18 protein-coding genes and 1 pseudogene are annotated in these 20,990 nt (G+C 70.4%); 11 read left to right on the forward strand and 8 right to left on the reverse strand.

Annotation, left to right across the window (positions count from 1 at the left end):
- Positions 1–97 precede the first annotated feature (97 nt).
- Entirely contained in the window at positions 98–856 is a 759-nt protein-coding gene (locus EDD29_RS25870) for an IclR family transcriptional regulator (protein WP_246053013.1), read from the forward strand.
- Positions 857–942: 86 nt separating this feature from the next.
- Here the strand turns inward: EDD29_RS25870 and EDD29_RS25875 are convergent, their stop codons facing one another.
- From EDD29_RS25875 to EDD29_RS25900, 6 genes are read right to left on the reverse strand one after another with little or no spacing between them, the layout of a single operon-like run.
- Positions 943–1,905 (reverse strand): alpha/beta hydrolase, encoded by a 963-nt coding sequence (locus EDD29_RS25875; RefSeq protein WP_123670684.1) that lies wholly within the window; start codon positions 1,903–1,905, stop codon positions 943–945.
- A gap of 60 nt (positions 1,906–1,965) precedes the next feature.
- Positions 1,966–3,438, reverse strand: a complete 1,473-nt coding sequence (locus tag EDD29_RS25880; RefSeq protein WP_123666893.1) for a glycoside hydrolase family 43 protein — start codon at positions 3,436–3,438, stop codon at positions 1,966–1,968.
- The gene (locus EDD29_RS25885; protein WP_123666894.1) at positions 3,435–4,211 is read right to left on the reverse strand and encodes an alpha/beta hydrolase; all 777 of its coding nucleotides are present in this window, start codon (positions 4,209–4,211) and stop codon (positions 3,435–3,437) included. Before EDD29_RS25885 ends, EDD29_RS25880 begins: the two co-directional genes overlap by 4 nt.
- Positions 4,208–5,491 carry an amidohydrolase family protein gene (locus EDD29_RS25890; protein ID WP_123666895.1) on the reverse strand — a complete coding sequence of 428 codons (1,284 nt, stop codon included), beginning with the start codon at positions 5,489–5,491 and terminating at the stop codon, positions 4,208–4,210. Before EDD29_RS25890 ends, EDD29_RS25885 begins: the two co-directional genes overlap by 4 nt.
- A 1-nt stretch (position 5,492) precedes the next feature.
- Positions 5,493–6,272 (reverse strand): SDR family NAD(P)-dependent oxidoreductase, encoded by a 780-nt coding sequence (locus EDD29_RS25895; RefSeq protein WP_123666896.1) that lies wholly within the window; start codon positions 6,270–6,272, stop codon positions 5,493–5,495.
- Positions 6,273–6,285: 13 nt separating this feature from the next.
- Positions 6,286–7,044: an SDR family NAD(P)-dependent oxidoreductase gene (locus EDD29_RS25900; RefSeq protein ID WP_123666897.1), complete on the reverse strand. Its 759-nt coding sequence runs from the start codon at positions 7,042–7,044 to the stop codon at positions 6,286–6,288.
- Between the two features lie 130 nt (positions 7,045–7,174).
- Between EDD29_RS25900 and EDD29_RS25905 the strand changes: the two genes are divergently transcribed.
- The 10 genes from EDD29_RS25905 to EDD29_RS25960 all read left to right on the forward strand — a co-directional run bounded on the left by EDD29_RS25905 (position 7,175) and on the right by EDD29_RS25960 (position 18,087).
- Positions 7,175–7,750, forward strand: coding sequence for a carboxymuconolactone decarboxylase family protein (locus EDD29_RS25905; RefSeq protein WP_123666898.1), 576 nt, complete (start codon positions 7,175–7,177; stop codon positions 7,748–7,750).
- The gene (locus EDD29_RS25910) at positions 7,747–8,628 is read left to right on the forward strand and encodes a fumarylacetoacetate hydrolase family protein (RefSeq protein WP_123666899.1); all 882 of its coding nucleotides are present in this window, start codon (positions 7,747–7,749) and stop codon (positions 8,626–8,628) included. The genes EDD29_RS25905 and EDD29_RS25910 overlap by 4 nt, the downstream gene beginning before the upstream one ends.
- Positions 8,629–8,638: 10 nt before the next feature.
- The gene (locus tag EDD29_RS25915) at positions 8,639–9,472 is read left to right on the forward strand and encodes a fumarylacetoacetate hydrolase family protein (RefSeq protein WP_123666900.1); all 834 of its coding nucleotides are present in this window, start codon (positions 8,639–8,641) and stop codon (positions 9,470–9,472) included.
- 1,252 nt (positions 9,473–10,724) lie between these two features.
- Positions 10,725–11,729 (forward strand): family 1 glycosylhydrolase, encoded by a 1,005-nt coding sequence (locus tag EDD29_RS25925; protein ID WP_123666901.1) that lies wholly within the window; start codon positions 10,725–10,727, stop codon positions 11,727–11,729.
- A gap of 73 nt (positions 11,730–11,802) precedes the next feature.
- Positions 11,803–12,561, forward strand: coding sequence for a Fic family protein (locus tag EDD29_RS25930; protein ID WP_123666902.1), 759 nt, complete (start codon positions 11,803–11,805; stop codon positions 12,559–12,561).
- On the forward strand, positions 12,561–12,962 hold the full coding sequence (locus tag EDD29_RS25935; RefSeq protein ID WP_123666903.1) for a hypothetical protein: 402 nt from the start codon (positions 12,561–12,563) through the stop codon (positions 12,960–12,962). Before EDD29_RS25930 ends, EDD29_RS25935 begins: the two co-directional genes overlap by 1 nt.
- Positions 12,963–13,193: 231 nt before the next feature.
- Complete coding sequence (locus EDD29_RS25945; protein WP_123666905.1) at positions 13,194–13,994, forward strand: methylenetetrahydrofolate reductase; 801 nt, start codon at positions 13,194–13,196, stop codon at positions 13,992–13,994.
- Between the two features lie 283 nt (positions 13,995–14,277).
- Entirely contained in the window at positions 14,278–15,543 is a 1,266-nt protein-coding gene (locus EDD29_RS25950; protein ID WP_211359900.1) for a tetratricopeptide repeat protein, read from the forward strand.
- A 384-nt stretch (positions 15,544–15,927) separates the two neighbouring features.
- Entirely contained in the window at positions 15,928–16,842 is a 915-nt protein-coding gene (locus tag EDD29_RS25955; protein WP_123666907.1) for an aminoglycoside phosphotransferase family protein, read from the forward strand.
- 162 nt (positions 16,843–17,004) lie between these two features.
- The gene (locus EDD29_RS25960; RefSeq protein ID WP_148086099.1) at positions 17,005–18,087 is read left to right on the forward strand and encodes a hypothetical protein; all 1,083 of its coding nucleotides are present in this window, start codon (positions 17,005–17,007) and stop codon (positions 18,085–18,087) included.
- Positions 18,088–18,227: 140 nt separating this feature from the next.
- Here the strand turns inward: EDD29_RS25960 and EDD29_RS48215 are convergent.
- Positions 18,228–19,363: pseudogene (locus EDD29_RS48215) on the reverse strand (IS30 family transposase); the annotation flags it as partial.
- 129 nt (positions 19,364–19,492) lie between these two features.
- Positions 19,493–20,728, reverse strand: a complete 1,236-nt coding sequence (locus tag EDD29_RS25970; protein WP_123666909.1) for an IS110 family RNA-guided transposase — start codon at positions 20,726–20,728, stop codon at positions 19,493–19,495.
- Positions 20,729–20,990 lie beyond the last annotated feature (262 nt).

Genomic DNA, 20,990 nt, shown 5'->3' on the forward strand with positions numbered 1-20,990 from the left:
AATGAATGAAACGCTTCATCGAAAGGCGTTCACCGTGAGCGAGACCACAACAGCCTCCACCCGGCGTCGGGGGAAGCGGCCACCGCAGGGAGAACCGGTGATCGACCGGGCGCTTTCGCTGCTCGAGGCGTTCAACTCGACACGGCGGCACTTGACCTTGCGCGAGCTGAGCCGGCTCAGCAACATTCCGGTCAGCACGACGCTACGGCTGGCGAATCGGCTGCTCGAGTGGGGTGCCCTCGAGCGAGACGAAGCCGGCCGGTACTCGATCGGCCTGCGGCTCCTGGAGGTCGCCTCGCTCGCCCCGCGCGGTCACGGCCTGCGCCAGACCGCGCTGCCCTTCATGAGCGACCTGGGAGCGGTCACGCGCCAACATGTACAGCTAGCGGTCCGTGACGGCCTGGAGGCGACGCTGGTCGAGCGTCTGTCGGCGCACCGGGCTGTCCAGGTGCGCTACCGGGTCGGCGGCAAGATGCCGCTGCACGCGACGGGCATGGGGCTGGCGCTCCTCGCCTTCGCGCCGGCCGAGGTGCAGGACGAACTGCTCGCGCGGCCGCTGTACAGCGAACCGGACAAGCGGCTGATCCCGGCCTCGGCGATGCGGCGCACGCTCGCCGAGGTCCGGCGGGAGCAGGTGGCGATCTTCCGCCGCACCGAGCTGGAGACGCTGGTGGCGGTGGCGGCGCCGATCTTCGACGAGCGGGACGAAGCGGTCGCCGCGATCGGCGTGCTGCTCCCCGAACGGGAGGCGCAGCCCCGTCGGCTCACCTACGCGGCAAGGATCGCCGCACAGGGCATTTCACGGGCCCTGGGAGCCCCCAGTGCGGCCTTGCCGCCGACGGCGCTCGGGACGTGAAGAGGTGCAGGCCAGGGCCGGGAAGGCGGTGCCGACCCGAGCCCCGGCGGGGATGAAGATGTCCTACGGCCGGTCCGTCGGCGCGCTCAGCCGTCGAGCGGGACGGGCCGGGCGACCGTGGCCGCGATCAGGTCCAGCGCGGCGGCGGTCGGCCCCACCGTGGCCGCGAGATTGAGGTAGCCGTGCAGCACCGAGCGCACCATCACCTGGCGCACGTCCACGCCCGTGGCCGCGAGCGCCGCCGCGAAGGCCTCGCCAGAGACCCTCAGATCGTCGTACTCGGCGTTGAGCACCAGCGTCGGGCACATCCCTCGCAGGTCGGCCAGGATCGGGAAGGCATAGCCGTCGGCCTTGCTGAGCGGGCCGCCGAGATAGGTGCGGTTGAAGAAGCCGTGCATCTCCGGCGGGAAGAGCAGCGCCTGGGGCACGTGGTTCATCAGCTCGGCGATCTCGGGGCTGAGCGGCGGGAGGACCGCATGGGCGACGCCGTAGGCGAAGATCAGGTGGGCCGGGGGCCGGTCGTCCTCGTCCCGCAGCTTCAGGGCGGCGCCCGCGGCGAGGTTGGCCCCGGCGCTGGCCCCGCCGACGGAGATCCACGCGGGATCGACGCCGAGCTCGGCCGCGTTCTCGCGGACCCAGCGCACCGCGGCGACGACGTCGTCGTGGGGCACTGGGTAGTGCACGCCGTTCTGGCACAGCCTGTAGTCGACCGAGATCACGACCGCGTCCGCACGCTGCGCCACCTCCCGCGAGGTCCAGTCCGCCTCGGGCATGTCCAGGTCGCCCATCATGAAGGCGCCGCCGTGCATCCAGACCAGGGCGGGCCGCCCGGCCGCCCCTGAACGCTCGCCGTAGACCCGGACCGGCACGGGACCGTGCGGTCCGGGCGCCTCCGCCGCGCGCACCGCGACGTCGGGGACCTCGTAGTTCGGCCAGGACTCGAACGCGGCCCGCCGTTCGGCGTACCGGGGGTCCTCGAAGAAGGCCTGCATGCTGGGCACACCCTCGATGTACGCGAAGCGACGGAGGGTCTCAGGATGAATCGGCATGCCTCGCAGCGTCGCGGCCGCGGCGATCCGCGTCACCTGGCCGCTCCATTGATTGGAACGTCAAGGCCCCCCTGAGTACCGGAGCCGGCGGACCAGAACCGAGCCCTCGGCCGCGAACGGCCCGACGACCCGGCCCGTGAACGCCTTGGCGGTCTCGAAGCACCAGTGCCGGCCGTCCAGCTCGGCGAGGGTCACTTCGTCGTCGGCCACCCGGGCGGACAACCGGATCCGGTCGCCCCCGACCGCACCGGCGGCGAAGTCGTCGGGCGGCGGCGCCATCGCGATGGTGAGCTCGACGTCTCCGGACGGCAGGGCGGCATGCCAGGTCCGGTCGAATCCCGCCACCACGACCCGCGCCTCGACCTCGACCGCGGTTCCGGTGGCGCGGGCCTCGAGCGCCACCAGGTTGTCCTCCGCGTTGCGGAACGCGAGGCCCCCGCGGCCCTCCCGGACGTCGAAGACACCGCTCACCACGGCCGTGAGATGGCGCTGGCGACGCCCGACGAAGGCCGGTCGCGGGCCGTCCAGCCCCGTGTGACCGGAGGTCCGACGGAGGAGGAGACCACCGGGCGTGGGAGCGGCGACCTCGGTCGGCAGCTGTCGCACGGCGATCCAGACCGGGTCGGCCAGCACGTCCGGCGCGCCCAGGTCGTAGATCACCTCCTCGGCGGGCCCCGGCGGCACCTCGGCCAGTCGCGCGCTCGGCCAGCCGTCGGCCCAGTCGACGTCGGCCAGGAAGGTCTCACGGCCCAGGGGCGAGAACGACTTCGCCAGGCCCACCGGCCGGACCCCGAGGCAGACGAGCGCCGTCCCCGAGTCGGTCTCGACCAGGTCGGCGTGGCCGAGGTTCTGCACCTCCCAGCCGGTGCCGGCGGCGGAGAGGACCGGATTCCCCGGACAGCTCTCGAACGGCCCGTCCGGCCTGCGGGCGCGGGCCACCGTGACGGCGTGGCCACGGTCCGTGCCCCCTTCGGCCGCCACCAGGTACCACCAGTCGCCACGGCGGTACAGGTGCGGGCCCTCGGGGGCGTAGCGACCGCTGCCCGCCCAGACCGCACGGGGCGGCCCGAGAGCCCGGCCGGTCGCCAGGTCGACGCGGACCTGCTGGATCGGCTCGGGATAGCGGGCGAACGTGACGATCGCGGTGCCGTCGTCGTCCCAGGCGAGATCGGGGTCGATCCCGTCGACGGCGGGGATGGGCACGCCGTCGCTCCACGGGCCGGCCGGGTCGGCCGCCGTGAAGACGACGCAGCCCCGGCCGCCGAGGAAGACGGTGACGATGAGGTGGAAGAGGCCGTCGCGGTAGCGCAGCGTCGGGGCCCAGACCCCGCCGGGCGTCGGAATCCGGTCGAGGTCGACCTGCTCCGGCCTGGTCGCCACATGACCGATCTGACGCCAGTCACGGAGATCGGTGCTGTGGTAGACCGGCAGCCCCGGCAGGTACTCGAACGAGGAGGTGACGAGGTAGTAGTCGGCGCCGACCCGCACCACGCTGGGGTCCGGGTTGAATCCCGGGATCACCGGACGGGTCACGACTCGACGATCTTCCGCAAGAAGTCCAGCGACCGCCGGTGCAGGGCGGCCACGTCCTCGGCGCCGTCCCAGAAGTGGCTCGCGCCGGGCACGAGCACCAGCTCCGCGGACCCTCCCGCCGCGGTCAGGGCCGCGGCGAAGTCGACGCTCTGGGTGGTCGCCACCAAGGTGTCGCTGTCGCCGTGCATGATCAGCATGGGCGGCGCATCGGCGCGCACATGGCTGATCGGGCTGGCCTCACGGGCGAGATCCGGTACGTCTGCGGCGGGCGCCCCCAGGAAGAGCGCCTCGCGCGTCCCGGGATCGACGGTGTCGGGCATGGCGGTCAGGTCGGTGACCGGGAACCACGCGACGACCCCGGCCACGGCGGGCCCGGTCAGCGCGGCCAGCAGCGCGAGGTGCCCGCCGGCCGAATCGCCCCAGAGGAACACCTGCCCCGCGCCGACCCCGTGGGACGCCATGATCTCGGCGACGCCCGCGACGGCGGCGCGGACGTCGTCGGCCGCGGCCGGGTAGCGCGCCTCGCCGCTGAGCCGGTAGTCGATCGCCGCGACCGCGAAACCCGCCCGCACCATCGCGGGGTAGAAGTCCGCGCCCAGGCGCGGCAGCGGGCGCCGGCGCGAACCGAGCCGCCACCCACCGCCGTGCACATGGACGATCACCGGCACCTCGACGGCGCCCGCCGTGGATTCCCCGTCGGGCAGGTACAGGTCGAGTTCGAGCGGGCGGAAGCCCGGGACGGCGCCGTACTCGACGCCTTCGATCCGCCTCATGCCGCGCTGCGCGTGAGCTGCTCGGCGCGCTTGTGGAACCGGCCGCCCTGCATGATCACGGCGAGGTTCGCGGCGTTCTGCAGCACCGTCACGTCCTGCGTCGGGTCTCCGTCCACCACGAGGACGTCGGCCAGGTACTCCGGCGCCAGGAGGCCGACCGGGAGCTCCAGGACCTGGCCTCCGTAGAAGGTGGCGGCCTTGAGCGCCTCGAGCGGGCTGTAGCCGAAGAGCTCGACGAAGAGCTCGAGGTCGCGGGCGTTGCGGCCCATCGGGTTGTTGGGGAAGCCGTAGTCACCGCCCGGCAGCACCCGCAGGCCGCGCCGGCGCAGCTCGGGGTAGAGCCTCGTCATCGCCTCGAGCGACTTCACCGATCCCATCGTTTCGGCCATCGCGGCGTCGATCCCGAACTCCTCGCCTTCGTGGACGTTGGCCCACATGATGCCGACGGCCGGCGAGAGGAAGATCGAGTCCTTCGCCTCGTCGAGCAGGTCGATCGCTTCCTGGTCGGCGTAGGAGCAATGGTAGATCGAGCGGAAGCCGTTGGTGACCGCCAGCTTGATCGACTCGGGGTTCTGGGCGTGGCAGTTGAGCCAGACGCCGGACTCGCGCGCCTGCTCACCGGCGGCCTTCGCCGCTTCGGGGCTGTACTGGGTCACCATCGACCCGCCCTCGAAGAAGACGTCGTCGTTGCTCAGCAGCAGCTTGACGCTGTCGAAGCCGATCGCGGCCTGCTCGCGGATGAACGAGCGCACCGCGTCCGGCCCCGTGCCCTGCTCACGCGGGCCGTCGGGGCCCATCTTCACCGGGTTGTTGTCGCGCTCGAACGACGCGGCCCGCAGCCGCGGTCCCGCCGTGGCACCGGCCTTGATCAGATCGCGGAGGATCACCTCGGTCGGCACGGGGGTCAGCGAGCCGGCCGAGTAGGCGCTGGTGAAGCCCTGGTCGAGCAGGATGCGCGCGTTGCGCTTCGCGATCTCGAGGAGCTCGTCCGGCGACGGCAGGTGATGGAAGAAGCTGACGTCCATCGGCGGGTTGAAGGACGGGTCGAGGTGGCCGACGGCCGAGGGGAAGGTCAGGTGGCAGTGCGACTCGATCATGCCCGGCATGACGGTCTTGCCGGTGCAGTCGACGATCTGGTCGCCCGGCTCCGTCCGCACGCCGCCACCGACGACGACCGCCTCGATCTTCTCGCCGCGGACGACCACATCGGCCCGCACGGCAGGGCCGCCGGAGCCGTCGAAGACCTTGCCGTCGAGGAAGAGGATGCGCTGCTCGGGCATGTCAGGCTCCGATCATGTTGTAGCCGCCGTCAGCGACGAAGTAGCTGCCGGTGATGTGCTGGGCGTCCATGGTCGCGAGGAAGAGGGCGGTGCCGGCGACCTCTTCGGGCTTGGGGATGTGGTGCATAGGGGTCATTTCTCGCAGCTGCTTGCCGCGTCCGTTCTTATAGTCCTCACGGCTGAGCATGCGCTCGGTCTCCATGAAGCCGGGCGCGAAGGTGTTCACCCGGACCTTGGGGGCGAAGGCCTGGGCATAGGACTTGGTGACGCCGAGGATGCCGTACTTGGCCGCCGCGTACTGCGGAGCCCGTGCGCTGCCACGGACCACGACCGTGGAACCCACGTTGACGATGGAGCCGCCTTCGGGCTGCTCGAGCATGCGGGAGCCGAACTCGTGGGTGCAGACCAGGGTGCCCTTGAGGTCGACGGCGAGCGTGTGGTCGATCGCCTCTTCGGTGATCTCACGCCACGACATCTGGTCACTGGCCATGTCGCCGACGTTGTTGATCGCCACGTCGACCCGGCCGAAGTGGCCCCAGACCTCCCCGGCCATGCGGGAGATCTGCGCCCATTCGATGATGTCGGCCTGGACGAGGAAGGCGCGGCGCCCCTCGGCCTCGACCCGTTCGGCCGTACGGCGGGCGCCCGACTCCGAGCTGCGGTAGTGGATCGCCACGTCGGCGCCCTCCTGGGCCGCCCGGACGGCGATCTCGGCGCCGAGGCCGGTGCCGGCACCGGTGACCAGGACGACCTTGTCGGTGAAGCGCTGCGGAAAAGTCATGGGGTCGGGCCTTTCAGACGAGGGTACGGCCGCCGTCGACGTACATGACGTGGCCCGTCACGAACACCGACTGCGTGGAGCAGAGGAAGAGGAGGGGGCCGACGAGGTCGTCGGCGGTGCCGAGCCGGCCGGCCGGAACGAGACCGACCATGCCTTCGCGGACGCCGGGCTTGTCCAGGTAGGCGCGCGTCAGGTCGGTCTCGGTGTAGCCGGGCGCGATGGCGTTGACCGTGACGCCGTGCGGCGCCCATTCGCGCGCCATGACGCGGCAGAGCTGGTTGATGCCGCCCTTGGTGACGGCGTAGGGGGCGTGGTGGGCGTGCGCCAGCAGTCCGGAGACCGAGGACAGCAGGACGATCCGGCCGTAGCCGCCGGACACCATCAGGGCGCCGGCCGCCTGGGCACTCCACACGGCGCTCTTGAGGTTGACGTCGATGATCCGTTCCCAGACGTCGTCGGGCGTCTCGAGCACCGGGCGCCGGTCGTTGATGCCGACCGCGTGGACGAAGACGTCAAGGCCGCCCATGGCCTCGGCCGTCTCGTTGACCAGGGCACGGGCGCCCTGCGGGTCGGTGAGGTCGGCCGCGCGGGTGCTGATCGACAGGCCCGCCTCCGTGGCCTGCTCGGCGAGGGCGGCCAGCCGCTCCTCGTCGACGTCCGTGACGGTCACGCGGGCGCCGTGTCCGGCGAGGCCGAGGGCCGCCGCCGCACCTATGCCGCCGGCGCCGGCCACCAGGGCGGCGCGTTCATGGAGTCCAAGCCAGTCGTTCATGCGAGCGATGAAAGGCGATGGAGTGTGATGGAAACTACATGGGTTCCAATGATTGGAATGAGCGGCGATGCTGTGCCATTGCCCGGCACGGCGCTCCGTCCGCGTCCGGCGCGTGGACGAGACTCGGCCCATGACTCGGTTGCCCCGCCTCGCCCCTGGTGAGCTAGACCCCGACCAGCGCGCCCTCTACGACGCGATCACCGGAGGGCCCCGCGCCGGCGGCCCCCAGCTCTTCGCCCTCACCGACGGGCAGGGAAGACTCAACGGCCCCTTCAACGCGATGCTGTTCGCACCCGGGGTCGGGTCGGCCCTTCAGGAGCTGGGCTCGGCGATCCGCTACCGGACCTCGCTCAGCGCCCGGATCCGCGAACTGGCCATCCTCACGGTCGCGGCACGGTGGGACTCGGCCTTCGAGCGCTACGCGCACGAGCCGATCGGCCGGGCCGCGGGCCTGACCGACGTGGAGATCGCCGCGGTGCGTTCGGGCACGGCACCCGACCTCAACGATCCCGCCGAGGCGGCCGCCCTCGAGCTGGTGCGGGCCCTGGTCGAGGGCGACGACGCCGACGACGCCGTCTTCGAACGAGCTGTTTCATTGAGCGGCATGGAGACGGTCGTGGAGCTCACCACGCTGGTGGGCTACTACTCGACGCTCGCGCTGCAGTTGCGCGTCTTCCGTATCGGACTACCAGGAGACTCCGCATGAAACTCGTGACCTTCAACGACGGCCGGGTCGGCCATCTCGACGGCGAGGCCGTCGTCGAGCTCGACGTCCCGTCGATGCGCGACTTCTTCGAGCAGGAAGGCAGGGCCGAGGAGACCGGACGCCGGTTCCCCCTCGCCGAGGTCACCCTGCAGGCGCCGATCGTGCCCAAGAAGTTCTTCCACACCGCCGGCAACTTCACCGACCACCACGACGAGCTGACCGCCGTCGACTGGTCGCACCCGGTGCACAAGGGGATCGTCTTCTTCCAGAACGTCGACGCGATCATCGGCCCCGACCAGCCGATCGTGTACCCCGAGGGCCTCACCAAGGAGCTCGACTACGAGCTCGAGCTGGCCATCGTGATCGGCAAGAGCGGCAAGTTCTTCGGCCCGGAGGAGGCCGAGGACTACATCGCCGGCTACACGGTCTTCAACGACATCACCGCGCGTGACATCCAGCGCCGCGAGATGCAGTCGGGCGTCTTCTCCTTCTCGAAGGCGATCGACACCTTCTGCCCGATCGGCCCCTGGATCATCACGAAAGACGAAGTCCCCGACCCGCACACGCTCGCGATGGAGCTCCGGGTCAACGGCGAGCGGCGGCAGACCGGCAACACCCAGCAGATGATCATCTCGATCCCGCACCTGGTCGCCTACCACTCGGCCCAGGGCTACACGGCCGGGGACATCATCACCACCGGCACCATCTCGGGCGTCGCCGCCGTGCAGCCGAACCCGTTCGACTTCTACCTCCAGCCGGGCGATCGCATCGAGGCGGAGATCGAGGGCATCGGCACGCTGCGCAACCACGTGATCAGCTGGAAGGACGCGCACGACACCGAGCCGTTCTCCAGCGACCTCTACGGCCCGGCGAACTGAGGCCGGGCAGATGCGCCTGGCCACGCTGGCCGACCGCGCCGTCCTGCTCACCGAGGACGGCGCGGTCGACATCGCCGAAGCCTCCGCGGGACGCTTCGGCCCCGACCCCATGGACGTCCTGACCGAGTGGAGCGCGTTCCAGGCCTGGGCCGTCAGCGCCGAGCTGCCTGCGGCGAGCCCTTACCGGACCGCCGATCTCGACGCGCCGGTCCCGCGGCCACGGCAGGTCTTCGCGGTCGCGCTGAACTACCGTCCGCACGCCGCCGAGGCCGGCTACGTCCCGCCCGAGATTCCGCTGCTCTTCACCAAGTTCCCCAGCTGCATCGTCGGCCCGGACGCGCAGGTCGAGCTGCCCGAGGGCAACGTCGACTGGGAGCTCGAGATGGTCGCCGTCATCGGCGCGGCCTGCCACCGGGTGCCCGCGAGCGAGGGCTGGGAGGTCGTGGCCGGGCTCACCGTCGGGCAGGACCTCTCCGAGCGGGTCCTCCAGCTCACCGGGAAGCCACCGCAGTTCTCGCTCGGCAAGTCGTATCCGGGCTTCGGCCCGACCGGTCCGGCGCTGGTGACCCTCGACGAGGTGCCGAACCGGGACGACCTCGCGATCGAGTGCCTCCTGAACGGCGAGAGCGTCCAGGCGGCGCGCACCAGCGACATGATCTTCTCCGTGCCGCAGCTGGTGGAGTTCATCAGCGCGGTGTGCCCGCTCCACCCCGGCGACCTGATCTTCACCGGGACTCCGGCCGGGGTGGGCAACCGTCGCGTCCCGCAGCGGTTCCTCGGCCCCGACGACGTCCTGGTCAGCCGCATCGACGTCCTGGGGGAGATGCGCCAGACCTTCCGCTGACCGCGCCCTGCGCCGGCCACCCCCGGGCGGCCGGCGCGGGCCCGGCCGTTCGCCCGCCCAGCGCCGGCCGCCGCACCTCGACCCGAGCTCCGGCGACCGACTACGCCAGGAACGCCTCCGCGTCCTCCGGCCTCCCGCCCTCCGGAAAGATCCCGAGCGGTTCCCGTCCGTTCGCGTCCCCCGGGAACCCACGTCCCCTCGGCGCGCCATCTCAACACGATGCGCCCGAGCCGACCGGCACCGTCAAGGCGATCGTCCTCCCGGACGCGTACCTAGGACGAGCGGCGCATCCACGAAATCATCGTCGGGCTGCGCGGTGAAACGCAGTGCGCTCCCGTGCCCGAGGGAATCGTCGCCGCGGGAGGACGGAGCACGCACCGGACGGCCGACTGTCTCGGCCTCCTCGACGGACATCGCCACGTCACCTGGCGCGGCCACGATATCCACGACCCAGAGCTCCTACTGCGCACGTCCGCGCCGATCAAGTCCGGTACAGAAGTCGACGCAAAAGCAGTCGGACCTTAAGCTCACGGCCGGCGTCCTGGACGGCCGTTCGATCATGATGCTCCTGTGCGCACCTGGCACTTCGAGTATCGTCCGCAGCGGTGACACGGCCACGCTCCGGTGGACTCCGGATGAGGCCACGAGTGCCAAAAGCCTCAACGGCGTGGTGCCGCTCGCATGGCTTCCAGGCGAGCGCGCCGTGCTCTCCGTCCCGTCCGCTGATCTGGAGCAACTGCCCACATCAGTTCCCGTGCAGCTTGCGCGCGGATGAGACGGGCCTCGACCGAACGGAAGTTCCAGGGCGCCGCCGGGCTGGAACCCGCATGGTGGCAGGCACGTCGACCCTCGCATCGTTCGCGGGCTTGACGATGGTCCAGGTGGTGCCCAGGCTTGACGCCTGATGAGCGCGAGGAACTTCAGTCGGTGATTCTCGTGGGAACGTCTCGCCTTGCGCAGGTGGACGAGCACCGGCAGCGCTTGCCGGCCCGGGTTCAGCAGCCGCCAGGCCGAACCGATCGCCCTGCGGTGCCGCCGGATCAGGCCCGCGACGTAGTTCAGCGTTGAACGCGACACATCGACGGCGGCACGATGGAACAGCACCGAAGCTCCTGGTCGAGACGGGTGTTGGTTGTGGTGATCAACCCATCCACCAGCGGCTTCTTATCGTCTGGGCCCGAACCGGGAACGCGCGGCCATGCTGTGATCAGCCCGCCCGAACCAGGGATGAAAAAGGCTCGCTGTCCGGAACATTCGGGGCGGCCCACGGGAGACCGCCTTCCGCTTCACGCCCTACGCCGAGGCCGTGCACGCCCGGCTCGGCGACCGCGTCCGCACCTGGACGACGCTCAACGAGCCGTGGGTGGCGGCCTTCCTCGGCCACGGCAGCGGCGTCCACGCCCCGGGCGGAACCGATCCCGCCGACGCCTTCCGGTCCGCCCACCACCTGCTGCTCGCGCACGGCCTCGGCGCGCGGGCGTTGCGCGAGGCGGGCGCCCGCGAGCTGGCCCTGACCCTCAACCTGTCCCCCGCCCTCGGCGACCCGGCCGCCGCAGAGCGGGTCGACCTGCTGCTCAACCGGCAGTCCCTCGATCCGGCGCTCCGCGGGGAGATGCCGGAGCCGCTGCTGAGGATCGTCGAGAGACACGCGGGGCTCGGCCATCTGCGCGACGGCGACCTCGAGCTGATCCACCAGCCGATCGACCTGCTCGGCATCAACTACTACTGCCCGCAGTACGTGGCCGGCGCCCCCGGCGCCCCCGCCGACCCGGCCTGGCCCGGCGGCGAGGACCTCGTATTCGTCCACCCTGGCGGCCCCAGCACCGCCATGGGCTGGCCGATAGAGCCCGCGGGCCTCACCGGCCTGCTGACCAGGCTGTCCCGGGACTACCCTGACGTCGCCCTGATCATCACCGAGAACGGCGCGGCCTTCGACGATCCGGCGCCCTCAGGCGGCAGGGTCGCCGACCCCGACCGGGTCGCCTACCTCGACGCCCACGTCAGGGCCGCCCACGCCGCCCTCGCCGAGGGCGCCGACCTGCGCGGCTACCTCGTCTGGTCCGTCCTCGACAACTTCGAGTGGGCCGAGGGCTACCACAAGCGGTTCGGCATCGTCCATGTCGACTACCCGACCCAGCGCCGCACCCCCAAGGACAGCGCCCTCTGGTTCCGCGACCAGATAGCCGCGCAACCCGGCGCGGTCCCTGCCCTTTCTCCTCGAACGGGGGAAGACCGAGGCAGAACATCGGCCGCCTGACCGAGACTCACCTCCCAGCGGGACACCGCGTCGGCAAGGAGGTACACTGTACCTATCTGTGTAGGAGGGGAAGATGGAGAATTCGCTGGGCTTCACCTGGGATCGGGCCTTGCTGGCCGAGAAGCTGCGGGCGGTCGGTGTTCACTCCGTGGAGCGGGCCGCATGGCGGTACCGCCGGTCGATGCCGGAGTTCGTGTGGGACGCCGCCCAACTGGAAGGGAATCCGTTCACCTATCCGGAGGTGCAGACCCTCATGGAGGGGGTGACCGTGGGCGGGCACAAAGTCAACGACGAACGGCAGGTCCTGGCCCTCGCGGACTCTTCCCGCGAACTTCTCGAACTCGTCACCGGCGGCCGGTTCACCCTCGACAAGGCGACCTCGGATCATCTTCACCTGATCATCGCACGTGACGAGGCCCTGGAGTCGGGTGCGTTCCGCGGCGAAGGCGCCGTCATGCTGACACCCGGGGTGAGTCTCGGGGAGCACGGGCGATACCTTCCGCCGACGACCGAACCCGGTGGCGCGAACCTGCGGGAACTCCACACGGCCGGCGTCACCTGGCTCCTTGACGAAATCGACGGGGTGGCCGAGCAGGCGATCGCCTATTTCCTCTTCGCAGCGCTGAGCCAGTTCTACTTCGATGGGAACAAACGCACCGGCCGGTCGATGATGAACGGCCATCTGATGACTCACGGCATCGACGCGATCAGCGTGCCCGCCGCGAGGCGGCAGGAGTTCAACACGGGCATGGTCGGCTTCTACGTCACCCGCGACGCGACCGCCATGTTCTCGTTCCTCCTGTCCTGCCATCCCGAGTTCGCCGGTTACTGATGCCGCGCCGCAGCGACGGGGACGGCAGGCCGATCGACAGTCTCGGGCGTCACCGGTATGCCGTCGGCGTCGACACCGAACACGAGTACGGGCCGGCCACCGATCGGGCGAGATCCGAACGGGTCACCGTGCAGTGGGTCGTCCAAACGCTCACCCGGCTCTACGGCGCGGCCGAACTGGACCTGCCGCCCGCCCCCGCATCTCCGCGCGCCGGGAGCCCCTTGCAGACCCGCCAGTTCTGGCTCCACCACGCGACCGAACACGACGCCGCGGCCCAACGCGCCACCGTTGAGGACGGCATCACCTTCGCGCTCGCGGTCCGCCGCCTGCTACGCGCCTATGGGGCAGGCGAGATAGACCTGATCGTCACAGCCGTCGACCGCCGACCGCGCCCGCGCTGACGAGGGCCGGGTGTCGACGCGCCGGTGGGCGGGGCAGGGCATGTCCTGGTCAGGGTGTACGCGACGAACCTCAATCGGACGGATTGCGCCTGCCGGGCCGCCCGGCCGTTCCCCATGTGGGCGACGACGGGGCTCCGCCGCGGCGCCGGGCTCTCATCCCGCGGACAGTCGATGGTGCTGAGGTCGGTCGTGGCTCTATGTGCCCGGTGGTCGGCCGTTTAGGGTGGTGGTATGACGCGTGGGTTCGAGGTGGTGTGTGAGATCGAGCCGCCGACCCGGCCGGATCTCCGGCGGGTGCGGCACCAGATCGGGGTACTGGACGCCGTCGCGGACGCGTTCTTGATCCCCGACAACCACATCGGGCGGGCGACGGTGTCGAGTGTGGCGGTCGCGCACGAGGTGCAGGCGATGGGAGCGACCGGGATCGCCTGCCTGAACGCCCGCGACCGCAACCTGCTCGGCTTCCAGCGGGACCTGCTGACCGCCGCCGCCTACGGCGTCCAGCGGTTCCTGTTCGTCTACGGCGACAAACCCGCCTCCGGCGACCGCACCGGCGAACTCACCGTCCGGTCCATGCTCGACCAAGCCCGCGCCGCGACCACCGACCCCGTCTTCGCCGGGCATCCGCGCTTCCAGATCGGCGTCGCCTCCGGCATGCGGCCCCTGCCCGCCTGGAAGCAGCACGCCGACTTCGTCTTCGCCCAGGTCAGCTACAGCCTCGACGACCTGCTGCGGTGGCGCGAGACCATCACCATCGACGCACCCGTCTACGCCGGAGTGATGGTCCTGGCCAGCGCGACCATGGCCCGCAACCTCGCCGCCACCATCCCCGACATCACCATCCCCGACACACTCGTCCAAGCAGTCGAACACGACCCCGACGCCGGCATCGCCGCCGCCTGCGAACACGTCCTGGCCATCCGCGACAGCGGCGCCTTCGACGGCGTCCACCTCATCCCCGTCAGCCGCTACCGCCAGACCGCCGCCCACCTCGAACCCCTCCTCCACAAACCTCCCAAAAACCCCCAATGACCCCCGAGGCACGCACGGGCTTCGGCTGTGGGGTGTCGGAACTAGAACGATTCTCAACACCCCACAGCCGAAGCGCACCCGACACCACGAAAAGCCACCACCGTCAAGAAGCGCTGTCGTACCGACCCGAGCGCGGGCCCTCACGTGCGGGCCGTGTCGGTGGCGAGGGTTAAGGTGCGTCGTCGTGGACGCTGCTGAGCTTGACCATCGAGCCCGGACGTTGAGGGGCTGTATTCCTCCGCTGCTGGTGTCACGGCTTCTCGAACTCGGTCATGAGCGGGAAGTGGAGTTCCAGGCCGGCCGCGGGGAGTGGTTCTGCGCGCTGGAGTGGGCACGGCTGCTCGGGCTTCGGGGCCGGCGTGAGCAGGCGCTGGAGGTACTCGCTCCGTACATCGCCACGAGCTGGTGGCCGGCGGACCGAGCCCGGGCGGAGCTGCTGGAGGGCTGGGGCCGGGTGGAGGAGGCGATCGCCCTGTCGCGCCCGTACGCGGAGGCCGGTGACCGGCTGGCGCTGGTCTTCTTCGCGCGTCTGCTGGCCCGCCACGGCCGCGGCGGCGAGGCGTTCATGCTGCTGCGTGCCGGGATCCAGAACTGGTTCGTCGCCGAGTGCCTGGTCGACGTCGCCGAAGCGGCGGGCATGGACGAGGAAGCAGCGACCCTGCTGGAGGCCCGGGTTGAAGGGGCGGTTCCCGCTTGCGACGACCCCGGCTGCCCCAACCTCCGAATGGAACCGTCCAACGCGGTCGGCCTGCTCGCCACGATCAGGGAACGCCAGGGCCGGATCGAGGAGGCGATCGCCCTGCTGCACACCCGCGAGTCCACGTCCGTCAACGGCCGTGACCAGCTGGTCGACCTGCTGGCCAGGCAGGATCGGATCACGGAACTGCGTGCCTACGCGGAGTCCGAGTTCCACGGGCACGCCGTGCAACGCCTCGCCGAAGTGCTGGAGGAACGCGGCGACGTGGAAGGCGCGATCGCCGCCTACCGCACGTTCGGTGCCAGACCGGACGGGATGTGGCATGTGGCCGTAGCGCTGTCCGAGCTCCTGGTCCGGCACGGACTGGGCGACGAGGCGATCGAAGTGATGCGCTCACTTGCCGAACGGCCCGGCGGCGCCGAGGACTGGATCGTCGACACTCTTTGCACCCTGTACGCCGACCACGGCCGGCCCCGGGACGGCCTCGCCCATCTCGATGCCCTCAAGGCTCGCCGCGGCGGCGAGGAGGACTGGGAGTTCTTCCGGATGCGGCTTCCGCTCATGGCCGCCTGCGGCCTGCTCGACGAGGCGATCGAGGAGGCGCGGTCCCACCCCGAGGGCGACACCTGGTACGCGGCCCGCGCTCTGTCCGACGTGCTCGCCGAAGCCGGCCGCGCCGAGGAAGCCGCCGCGGTCCTCGACCGGTACCCGACATTTGGCAGCGCTCGCCGTGCCGAGCTCCTCATCGACCTCGGCCGCATCGAAGAGGCCGTACGACTCCTCCAACAGCCGATCGATGAACCGCCGGAACCCGCCTGGGACGGCGAATACCCCACCGAACCACCCTTCTGACAGCGCCGACGGCACCCAGCCCGCCGGCACTGAGGCGGACGGGCATGGCGGTGATCCCCTTTCGCCGAACAACTGGAGGCTCTGCGTCCCCTGAACCGGAACGCACCGCGTGGTCCCGCTCCCCCGCAGGCCCTGGAGATCCGACGCAGCGACGAACCGCGGGGCAGGTGAGCGTGGTCGGTCACCTCCACCGAGGGCCACGCGCACCTACTCATCGCCTTCATCGTCCGGGTCGGGGTCGCGCAGGGGGCGATCCCCTGCGAGCGCGGACCCTAGCCGGACTTTTCGTCCCGATGTTCGTCAGGCCCCGAGAGACTCTGATCGCTCTGTTGCCTCCCGCCAGCCCGGAACCGACCGGTTTTCTTCCGACTACTGTTGTCCTGTATGACGCACGCTGAGGTCGAGATCGGCGCTGAGCTGGTGCGGGAGCTGCTTCGTGACCAGCACCCCGACTTGGCCGATCGGCCCGTGACGTTCGGCGCGCGTGGGTGGGACAACCAGCTGTGGCGCCTCGGCGACGATCTCGCCGTGCGGTTGCCCTGGGCGACGGATTCCGCGGCGGAGTTGCTGCTCAAGGAGCACACCTGGCTGCCCTCGCTTGCCGCGCGCCTTCCGCTGCCGGTTCCCGTCCCGCAGCGGCTCGGCGAACCCTCGGCTTTGTTTCCGCAGTGTTGGATCGTGACCACCTGGGTGCCGGGTGAGCCCGCCGACCGCGCGCCCGTCACGCGAGGCGCTGCGGCCGCCGACGCCTTGGCCGCCTTCCTGACGGCCTTGCACCAGCCCGCCCCCGACCAGGCCCCCACAGGGCGGGACCACGGCGGGCCTCTGCCCCACTACACCGAGGGTTTCTCCGCCGGGCTCGCCTGGGCTGCCGAGAGCGGGCTGATCTCCGACCCTGAAGCCGTTCGCGCAGTCTGGGACGATGCCGCGGCAGCGCCCCATTGGGACGGCCCGCCACTCTGGCTCCACGGCGACCTGCATCCGGCCAACGTCCTCACCACGGACGGCACCATCAGCGGCGTGATCGACTTCGGCGACATGTTCGCGGGAGACCCCGCCTACGACCTCGCCGCCGCGTGGATCTTGCTCCCCGACGGCGCCATCGACCGATTCCACGCCGCCTACCGACCGACCCCGGACGCCGACACCCTCCGCCGTGCCCGCGGCTTGGCCGTGCTCAAAGCCCTCGCCTGCATCAGCATCGGCGAAGCCGGAGTCCACGGCCGCCCAGGCGGCAAGGCCACGTGGGGTCCACCCGCCTATGCCGCACTGCGGCGCCTTACCGCAATCAAGTACTGACGACCCGCCCTGTCGGGAATAGGTGGCGGTCTCAAACGATCAGCGCATCATCCCAGGCAGAAACCGTATCGGCCGGTCGGCGGGGTGAGTGGTAAGTCGGCGGAGGGCGAGCCTGCGGTGGGCGGTGGCCGAGGGGCGTAGGAGGCGGCTAGGTTGCTCGGGATGAAGATCGTTGACGAGGGTGTCGCTAATGCTGTCGCCGGCCCGGAACTGCGGTCGTTCACCGTGGGAGGCGCGACGGTGCTGACCGGCTCCGAGGGTTTGGTGATCATTGCCGGGATCGGCGACGATCTGGCGGCCAGCGGGGTGCGCAGCCATCGAAGGTTCGAACTGAAGGGAGAGGTGCCCGCCGGGTTCGACCAAGTGCTCGAGGACAAGCTGCACGATTTCCCTCATCACCTGTTCGTGCGAACGCCCGACGGGCTGCTGAGCGCCGGTTCGGGCCGGTGCAGGCGCTCCGGTTGGAGCGGTGACCCGAGCGTCTTTCGTTCAGCGGACATCACGCTCGACGAGCCTCTGTCCTGGGAGGCGCTCGACCTCGTCCGTCCCCCGGTGCCACCTGCGGCTTTGCCGGGAATTGCGTGGTTGGATCATGTGGCCGACGACCGGCCCCGGGCGCTGCGCGAGTTCGTCGACGGCTGGTACCGGCGGACACCGGACGCCTCCATACCGCCGGAGGTGGTAGGAGCAGGGATACCTGTGCCGCGAGCGTTGCAGGAGTTCTACGCGCTGGCTCGCGGCCACGTCTCCGTGATGGGGCGGCAGAACTTCCTGCGGTCTCCCGCCGAGCTCGAGGTCGACGCCGCGGGCCGACTCCACTTCGGCGATGAGAACCAGGGGTGCTTCGTCTGGGCGCTGGCCTCCGGCCAGGACACCGATCCTCGAGTACTGATCTCCGAGGACCGCGAGGTGTGGCACGAGGAAGGCGAACCTCTCAGCGGGTTCCTGCTCCAGTTCGCCCTTTATGAGGCCTTCGCTGATGCTCCCTACCGGGCATGGCCCAAGGCCATCCTGACCCGTCGGCAGGCCCTGCAGATGATCGACGGCTGGCGGCACGTCCCGCTCTCCCCGTTCCTGCGATCGCGCTGCCCCGCGACGTTCGCGGTCTCCCCTGGCCTGGTCGCCCAGTTCGACTTCGGCGAAGCCGATGACGACGAATGCGTGGTCTCGGTCGTGGCGACCGACCGCAGCGTCCTGCGCCCGCTCAGGGCGCTCGACCTCGACTGGAGCGAATACGACGGATGAGCCAGCGGGCGCCCCCGCACAGGAGCCCACATCGACGCTGACGGGGGCCTGGCCGGGGACATCCCTGCCCCGGCGCGATCCGACAGGGCCATCACCCATCGGACCTTCTCTTGTCGAACCTCCGTAGCCACGCCTCCGGCCAGAGCGGCGTAGACCTCGGCCGGGGTTCGGTACCCCAAGATGCGGCGTGGCCGGTTGTTCAGCTCGGTGGCGATCCAGTCGAGGTCGGCCTGACCGTGCTGCCGCAGGTCGGCGTTCTTGGGCAGGTACTGGCGCAGGAGGCGGTTGGTGTTCTCGTTGGTGCCGCGCTCCCATGGGCTGCGGCGGTGGCAGAAGTAGACCTGCATGCCGGTCTCAGCGGTCAGGGCCTGGTGTTCGGCCATCTCCCGCCCGCGGGCCCACGTCAGCGATCTGCGGAGCGTGGCGGGATGGTCTGGAGGCTGCGCGTCAGGTAGGGGCGGACGTCGTGGGCCTTGATGCCGTCGGGGAGTTCGACCGGGAGGGTGTAGCGGCTGGTGCGCTCGACCAGGGTGGCGATCGCCGAGGGGCGGCTGCCCATCACCAGGTCCCCTTCCCAGTGCCCGGGCAGCGTCCGGTCGTCGACCTCGGCCGGGCGGGCACTGATGGAGACCATGTCGCGCATGACGCCGCGGCCGTCGGGCCGCTTGGCGCAGCGGGGGTGGCGGAACGGCCGACCGGCCCGCAGCCGCTGGGTGAGCGTCCGGTCGATGCACCGGCCGCGTGCCGGGTCGAACAGCGACAGGTAGATCGCCTCATGCGAGATCCGCATCTCGGCCGAGTCGGGGAAGGCCAGGCGGAGCCAATGCGAGATCTGCTCAGGAGACCAGCGCTGAGCGAGCTTGTCCTCCACGACCGCCCGCAGCCGGGAGCACGCGGCCAGCTTGGGAGTCTTGGGACGGCGAGCCCGCCGACGAGCCTCCTCATCGGCGGCCACCGCCCGATAAGCGGCCCGGCCACCGTTACGGGCGATCTCACGAGAGACCGTCGACGACGATCGCCCCAGCCTCACCGCCAACGCCCGCGCCGACTTCCCCGCCGCCAGCCCGCGGGAGATCTCCTCCCGCTCGGCCAGCGACAGGTGTTCCGCGCGACGCATCGGCGGCTCGCGTCGGACCCCTCCGGTCTGAGCGAGGTACCGCCGCACATGCTGCATCGGCACGCCCACGACCCGGCTCATCGAGTTGAACCACTCACCCGAACGCCAACGCCGCCAGATCTCATCCTGCTGAGCAGGCGAGAGCCCGTAATCCCGCACACGTCCTCCACCACCGCAAGATCAACATATGGTGATGCATCGACCCCTTGAGACCGCCATGATTTCCCGACACCCCGAGCCGGCCTCCGCTCCCGAACGTGGCCCCAGACATCCGAGCACGTTGTGGTGTCAAGCGGCGGCTGCCAGGCGGGGTGGGAACGCCGTCGTTTCCTCATAGGTTCTGCGGGTTTGGAGGCAGTGGTAGAGGCATCCGATGAGGCGGTTGAACAGGTGTCGCAGGGCGGCGGTGTGCGTGTCGTTGGAGGCTCTGCGGCGGTCGTAGTGGGCTCTGGCGCCTGGTGAGGGGCGGAGGCAGGCGAATGCCCAGAGGTAGCCGGCGGCGGCCAGGCGGTCGTTCTTCACTTTCCGGTTCATGATGTGCTTGGAGCGTCCGCTGGCCCGGGTGACCGGCGCAGATCCGGCGTATGCCTTGAGTCCGCGGGCGTCGGCGAAGCGGGTTCGGTCGTCGCCGAGCTCGGCCAGGAGCCGTGCGCCGACCAGAGGTCCGACTCCGGGGAAGCTGGTGATGATCTCGGCGTCGGGGTGCTGGGTGAAGGCTTCCTCGACGGCGTTGGCCAAATTCTTCTCAGCGGCGCAGGCGGCTTCGAGCTGACCGAGTAGCGCAGTGAGCTGATCACCCATGGCCTGCTCGACCAGGTCGGGTAGCCGCATGTGCTCGGCGCGGAAGATCTGGTGCAGGCGCTCGACGTCTTCCTCGACCTTGCGGGCTCGGCCAGCGCGCTTGAGTGCCGCCCGGATCTGCCCGCGGGTGAGGGTGGCGGCGCGTGCGGGGGTGGGCGCGAGGGCGAGGATGACGCGGGCCTCGGCCTTGGTGACGCCGCCGTTGCGCAGGTGCCCGAACGCCTCCAAGGCGGCGGCGTAGTAGTCGTGCAGCAGCGACCGGATGCGCTGGCCGAGCTGGGTCCGGTCCCAGACCGCGTCTTGCTGGGCGCGGGCAAGGACGGTGATCGCGCGGGCCAGATCGGAGTCTGCGGGCAGCGGCCGGTGCGCGGTCATGTCGGTGCGCAGGATGTTGGCCAGGGTTAGCGCGTCCTGCTCGTCGGATTTCTTGCCGGATGCTCCGTGGCGGCCGCGGTAGCGCGCCACCGCGTAGGGGTTGATGGCGAACACCTGCCGTCCGGTGGTGCGGAGGCTGGCGACCAGCAGACCGTGCGGTTTCTCGATCGCGATCGGGATCTGTTCGCCAGCGTGATCGCCGACCTTGGCCAGCAGGTTCAGCAGCTCGCGCAGGCCCGCGGCGTCGTTGGTGATGCGGGCCTTGGCGACCCGGGTCCCTGAGTCGTCGACGATGGCGATGTCGTGGTGTCGTTCAGCCCAGTCGATTCCGCAGAACAGCTTCGCCAACTCTCCTCCAGTGATGGGTAGGCGGACTATCGGTGCAGCTCACAGCCACAGCGGAGACGCGCGGCCCGCTAATCGAAGGACTCACCGGCCCGACATCCGATCAGCCGTTCGCGACCCCAGCGATCCGCAGGGCCTCCTTCTGCCGCGAGAACTCAGTGGCTCGGCCGCGTTGGGGAGGTCAACCCTGCGAACGGGCTCGAACCACGAACACCACGCTCCACCAGCCGCCACCGCCGTGACAGGAGAATGCCGGGGCGGCCGG

This window comes from Actinocorallia herbida (assembly GCF_003751225.1).
GTDB lineage: Bacteria > Actinomycetota > Actinomycetes > Streptosporangiales > Streptosporangiaceae > Actinocorallia > Actinocorallia herbida.

Excerpts from the sequence above, each read along its gene's own strand:
- EDD29_RS25915 (WP_123666900.1), top strand. The coding sequence starts at position 8,639 with ATGCGCCTGGCCACGCTGGCCGACCGCGCCGTCCTGCTCACCGAGGAC.
- EDD29_RS25905 (WP_123666898.1), top strand. The coding sequence starts at position 7,175 with ATGACTCGGTTGCCCCGCCTCGCCCCTGGTGAGCTAGACCCCGACCAG.
- EDD29_RS25960 (WP_148086099.1), top strand. The coding sequence starts at position 17,005 with ATGAAGATCGTTGACGAGGGTGTCGCTAATGCTGTCGCCGGCCCGGAA.
- EDD29_RS25955 (WP_123666907.1), top strand. The coding sequence starts at position 15,928 with ATGACGCACGCTGAGGTCGAGATCGGCGCTGAGCTGGTGCGGGAGCTG.
- EDD29_RS25890 (WP_123666895.1), bottom strand. The coding sequence starts at position 5,491 with ATGCCCGAGCAGCGCATCCTCTTCCTCGACGGCAAGGTCTTCGACGGC.
- EDD29_RS25900 (WP_123666897.1), bottom strand. The coding sequence starts at position 7,044 with ATGAACGACTGGCTTGGACTCCATGAACGCGCCGCCCTGGTGGCCGGC.
- EDD29_RS25945 (WP_123666905.1), top strand. The coding sequence starts at position 13,194 with ATGACGCGTGGGTTCGAGGTGGTGTGTGAGATCGAGCCGCCGACCCGG.
- EDD29_RS25885 (WP_123666894.1), bottom strand. The coding sequence starts at position 4,211 with ATGAGGCGGATCGAAGGCGTCGAGTACGGCGCCGTCCCGGGCTTCCGC.
- EDD29_RS25930 (WP_123666902.1), top strand. The coding sequence starts at position 11,803 with ATGGAGAATTCGCTGGGCTTCACCTGGGATCGGGCCTTGCTGGCCGAG.
- EDD29_RS25895 (WP_123666896.1), bottom strand. The coding sequence starts at position 6,272 with ATGACTTTTCCGCAGCGCTTCACCGACAAGGTCGTCCTGGTCACCGGT.
- EDD29_RS25910 (WP_123666899.1), top strand. The coding sequence starts at position 7,747 with ATGAAACTCGTGACCTTCAACGACGGCCGGGTCGGCCATCTCGACGGC.
- EDD29_RS25935 (WP_123666903.1), top strand. The coding sequence starts at position 12,561 with ATGCCGCGCCGCAGCGACGGGGACGGCAGGCCGATCGACAGTCTCGGG.
- EDD29_RS25875 (WP_123670684.1), bottom strand. The coding sequence starts at position 1,905 with ATGCCGATTCATCCTGAGACCCTCCGTCGCTTCGCGTACATCGAGGGT.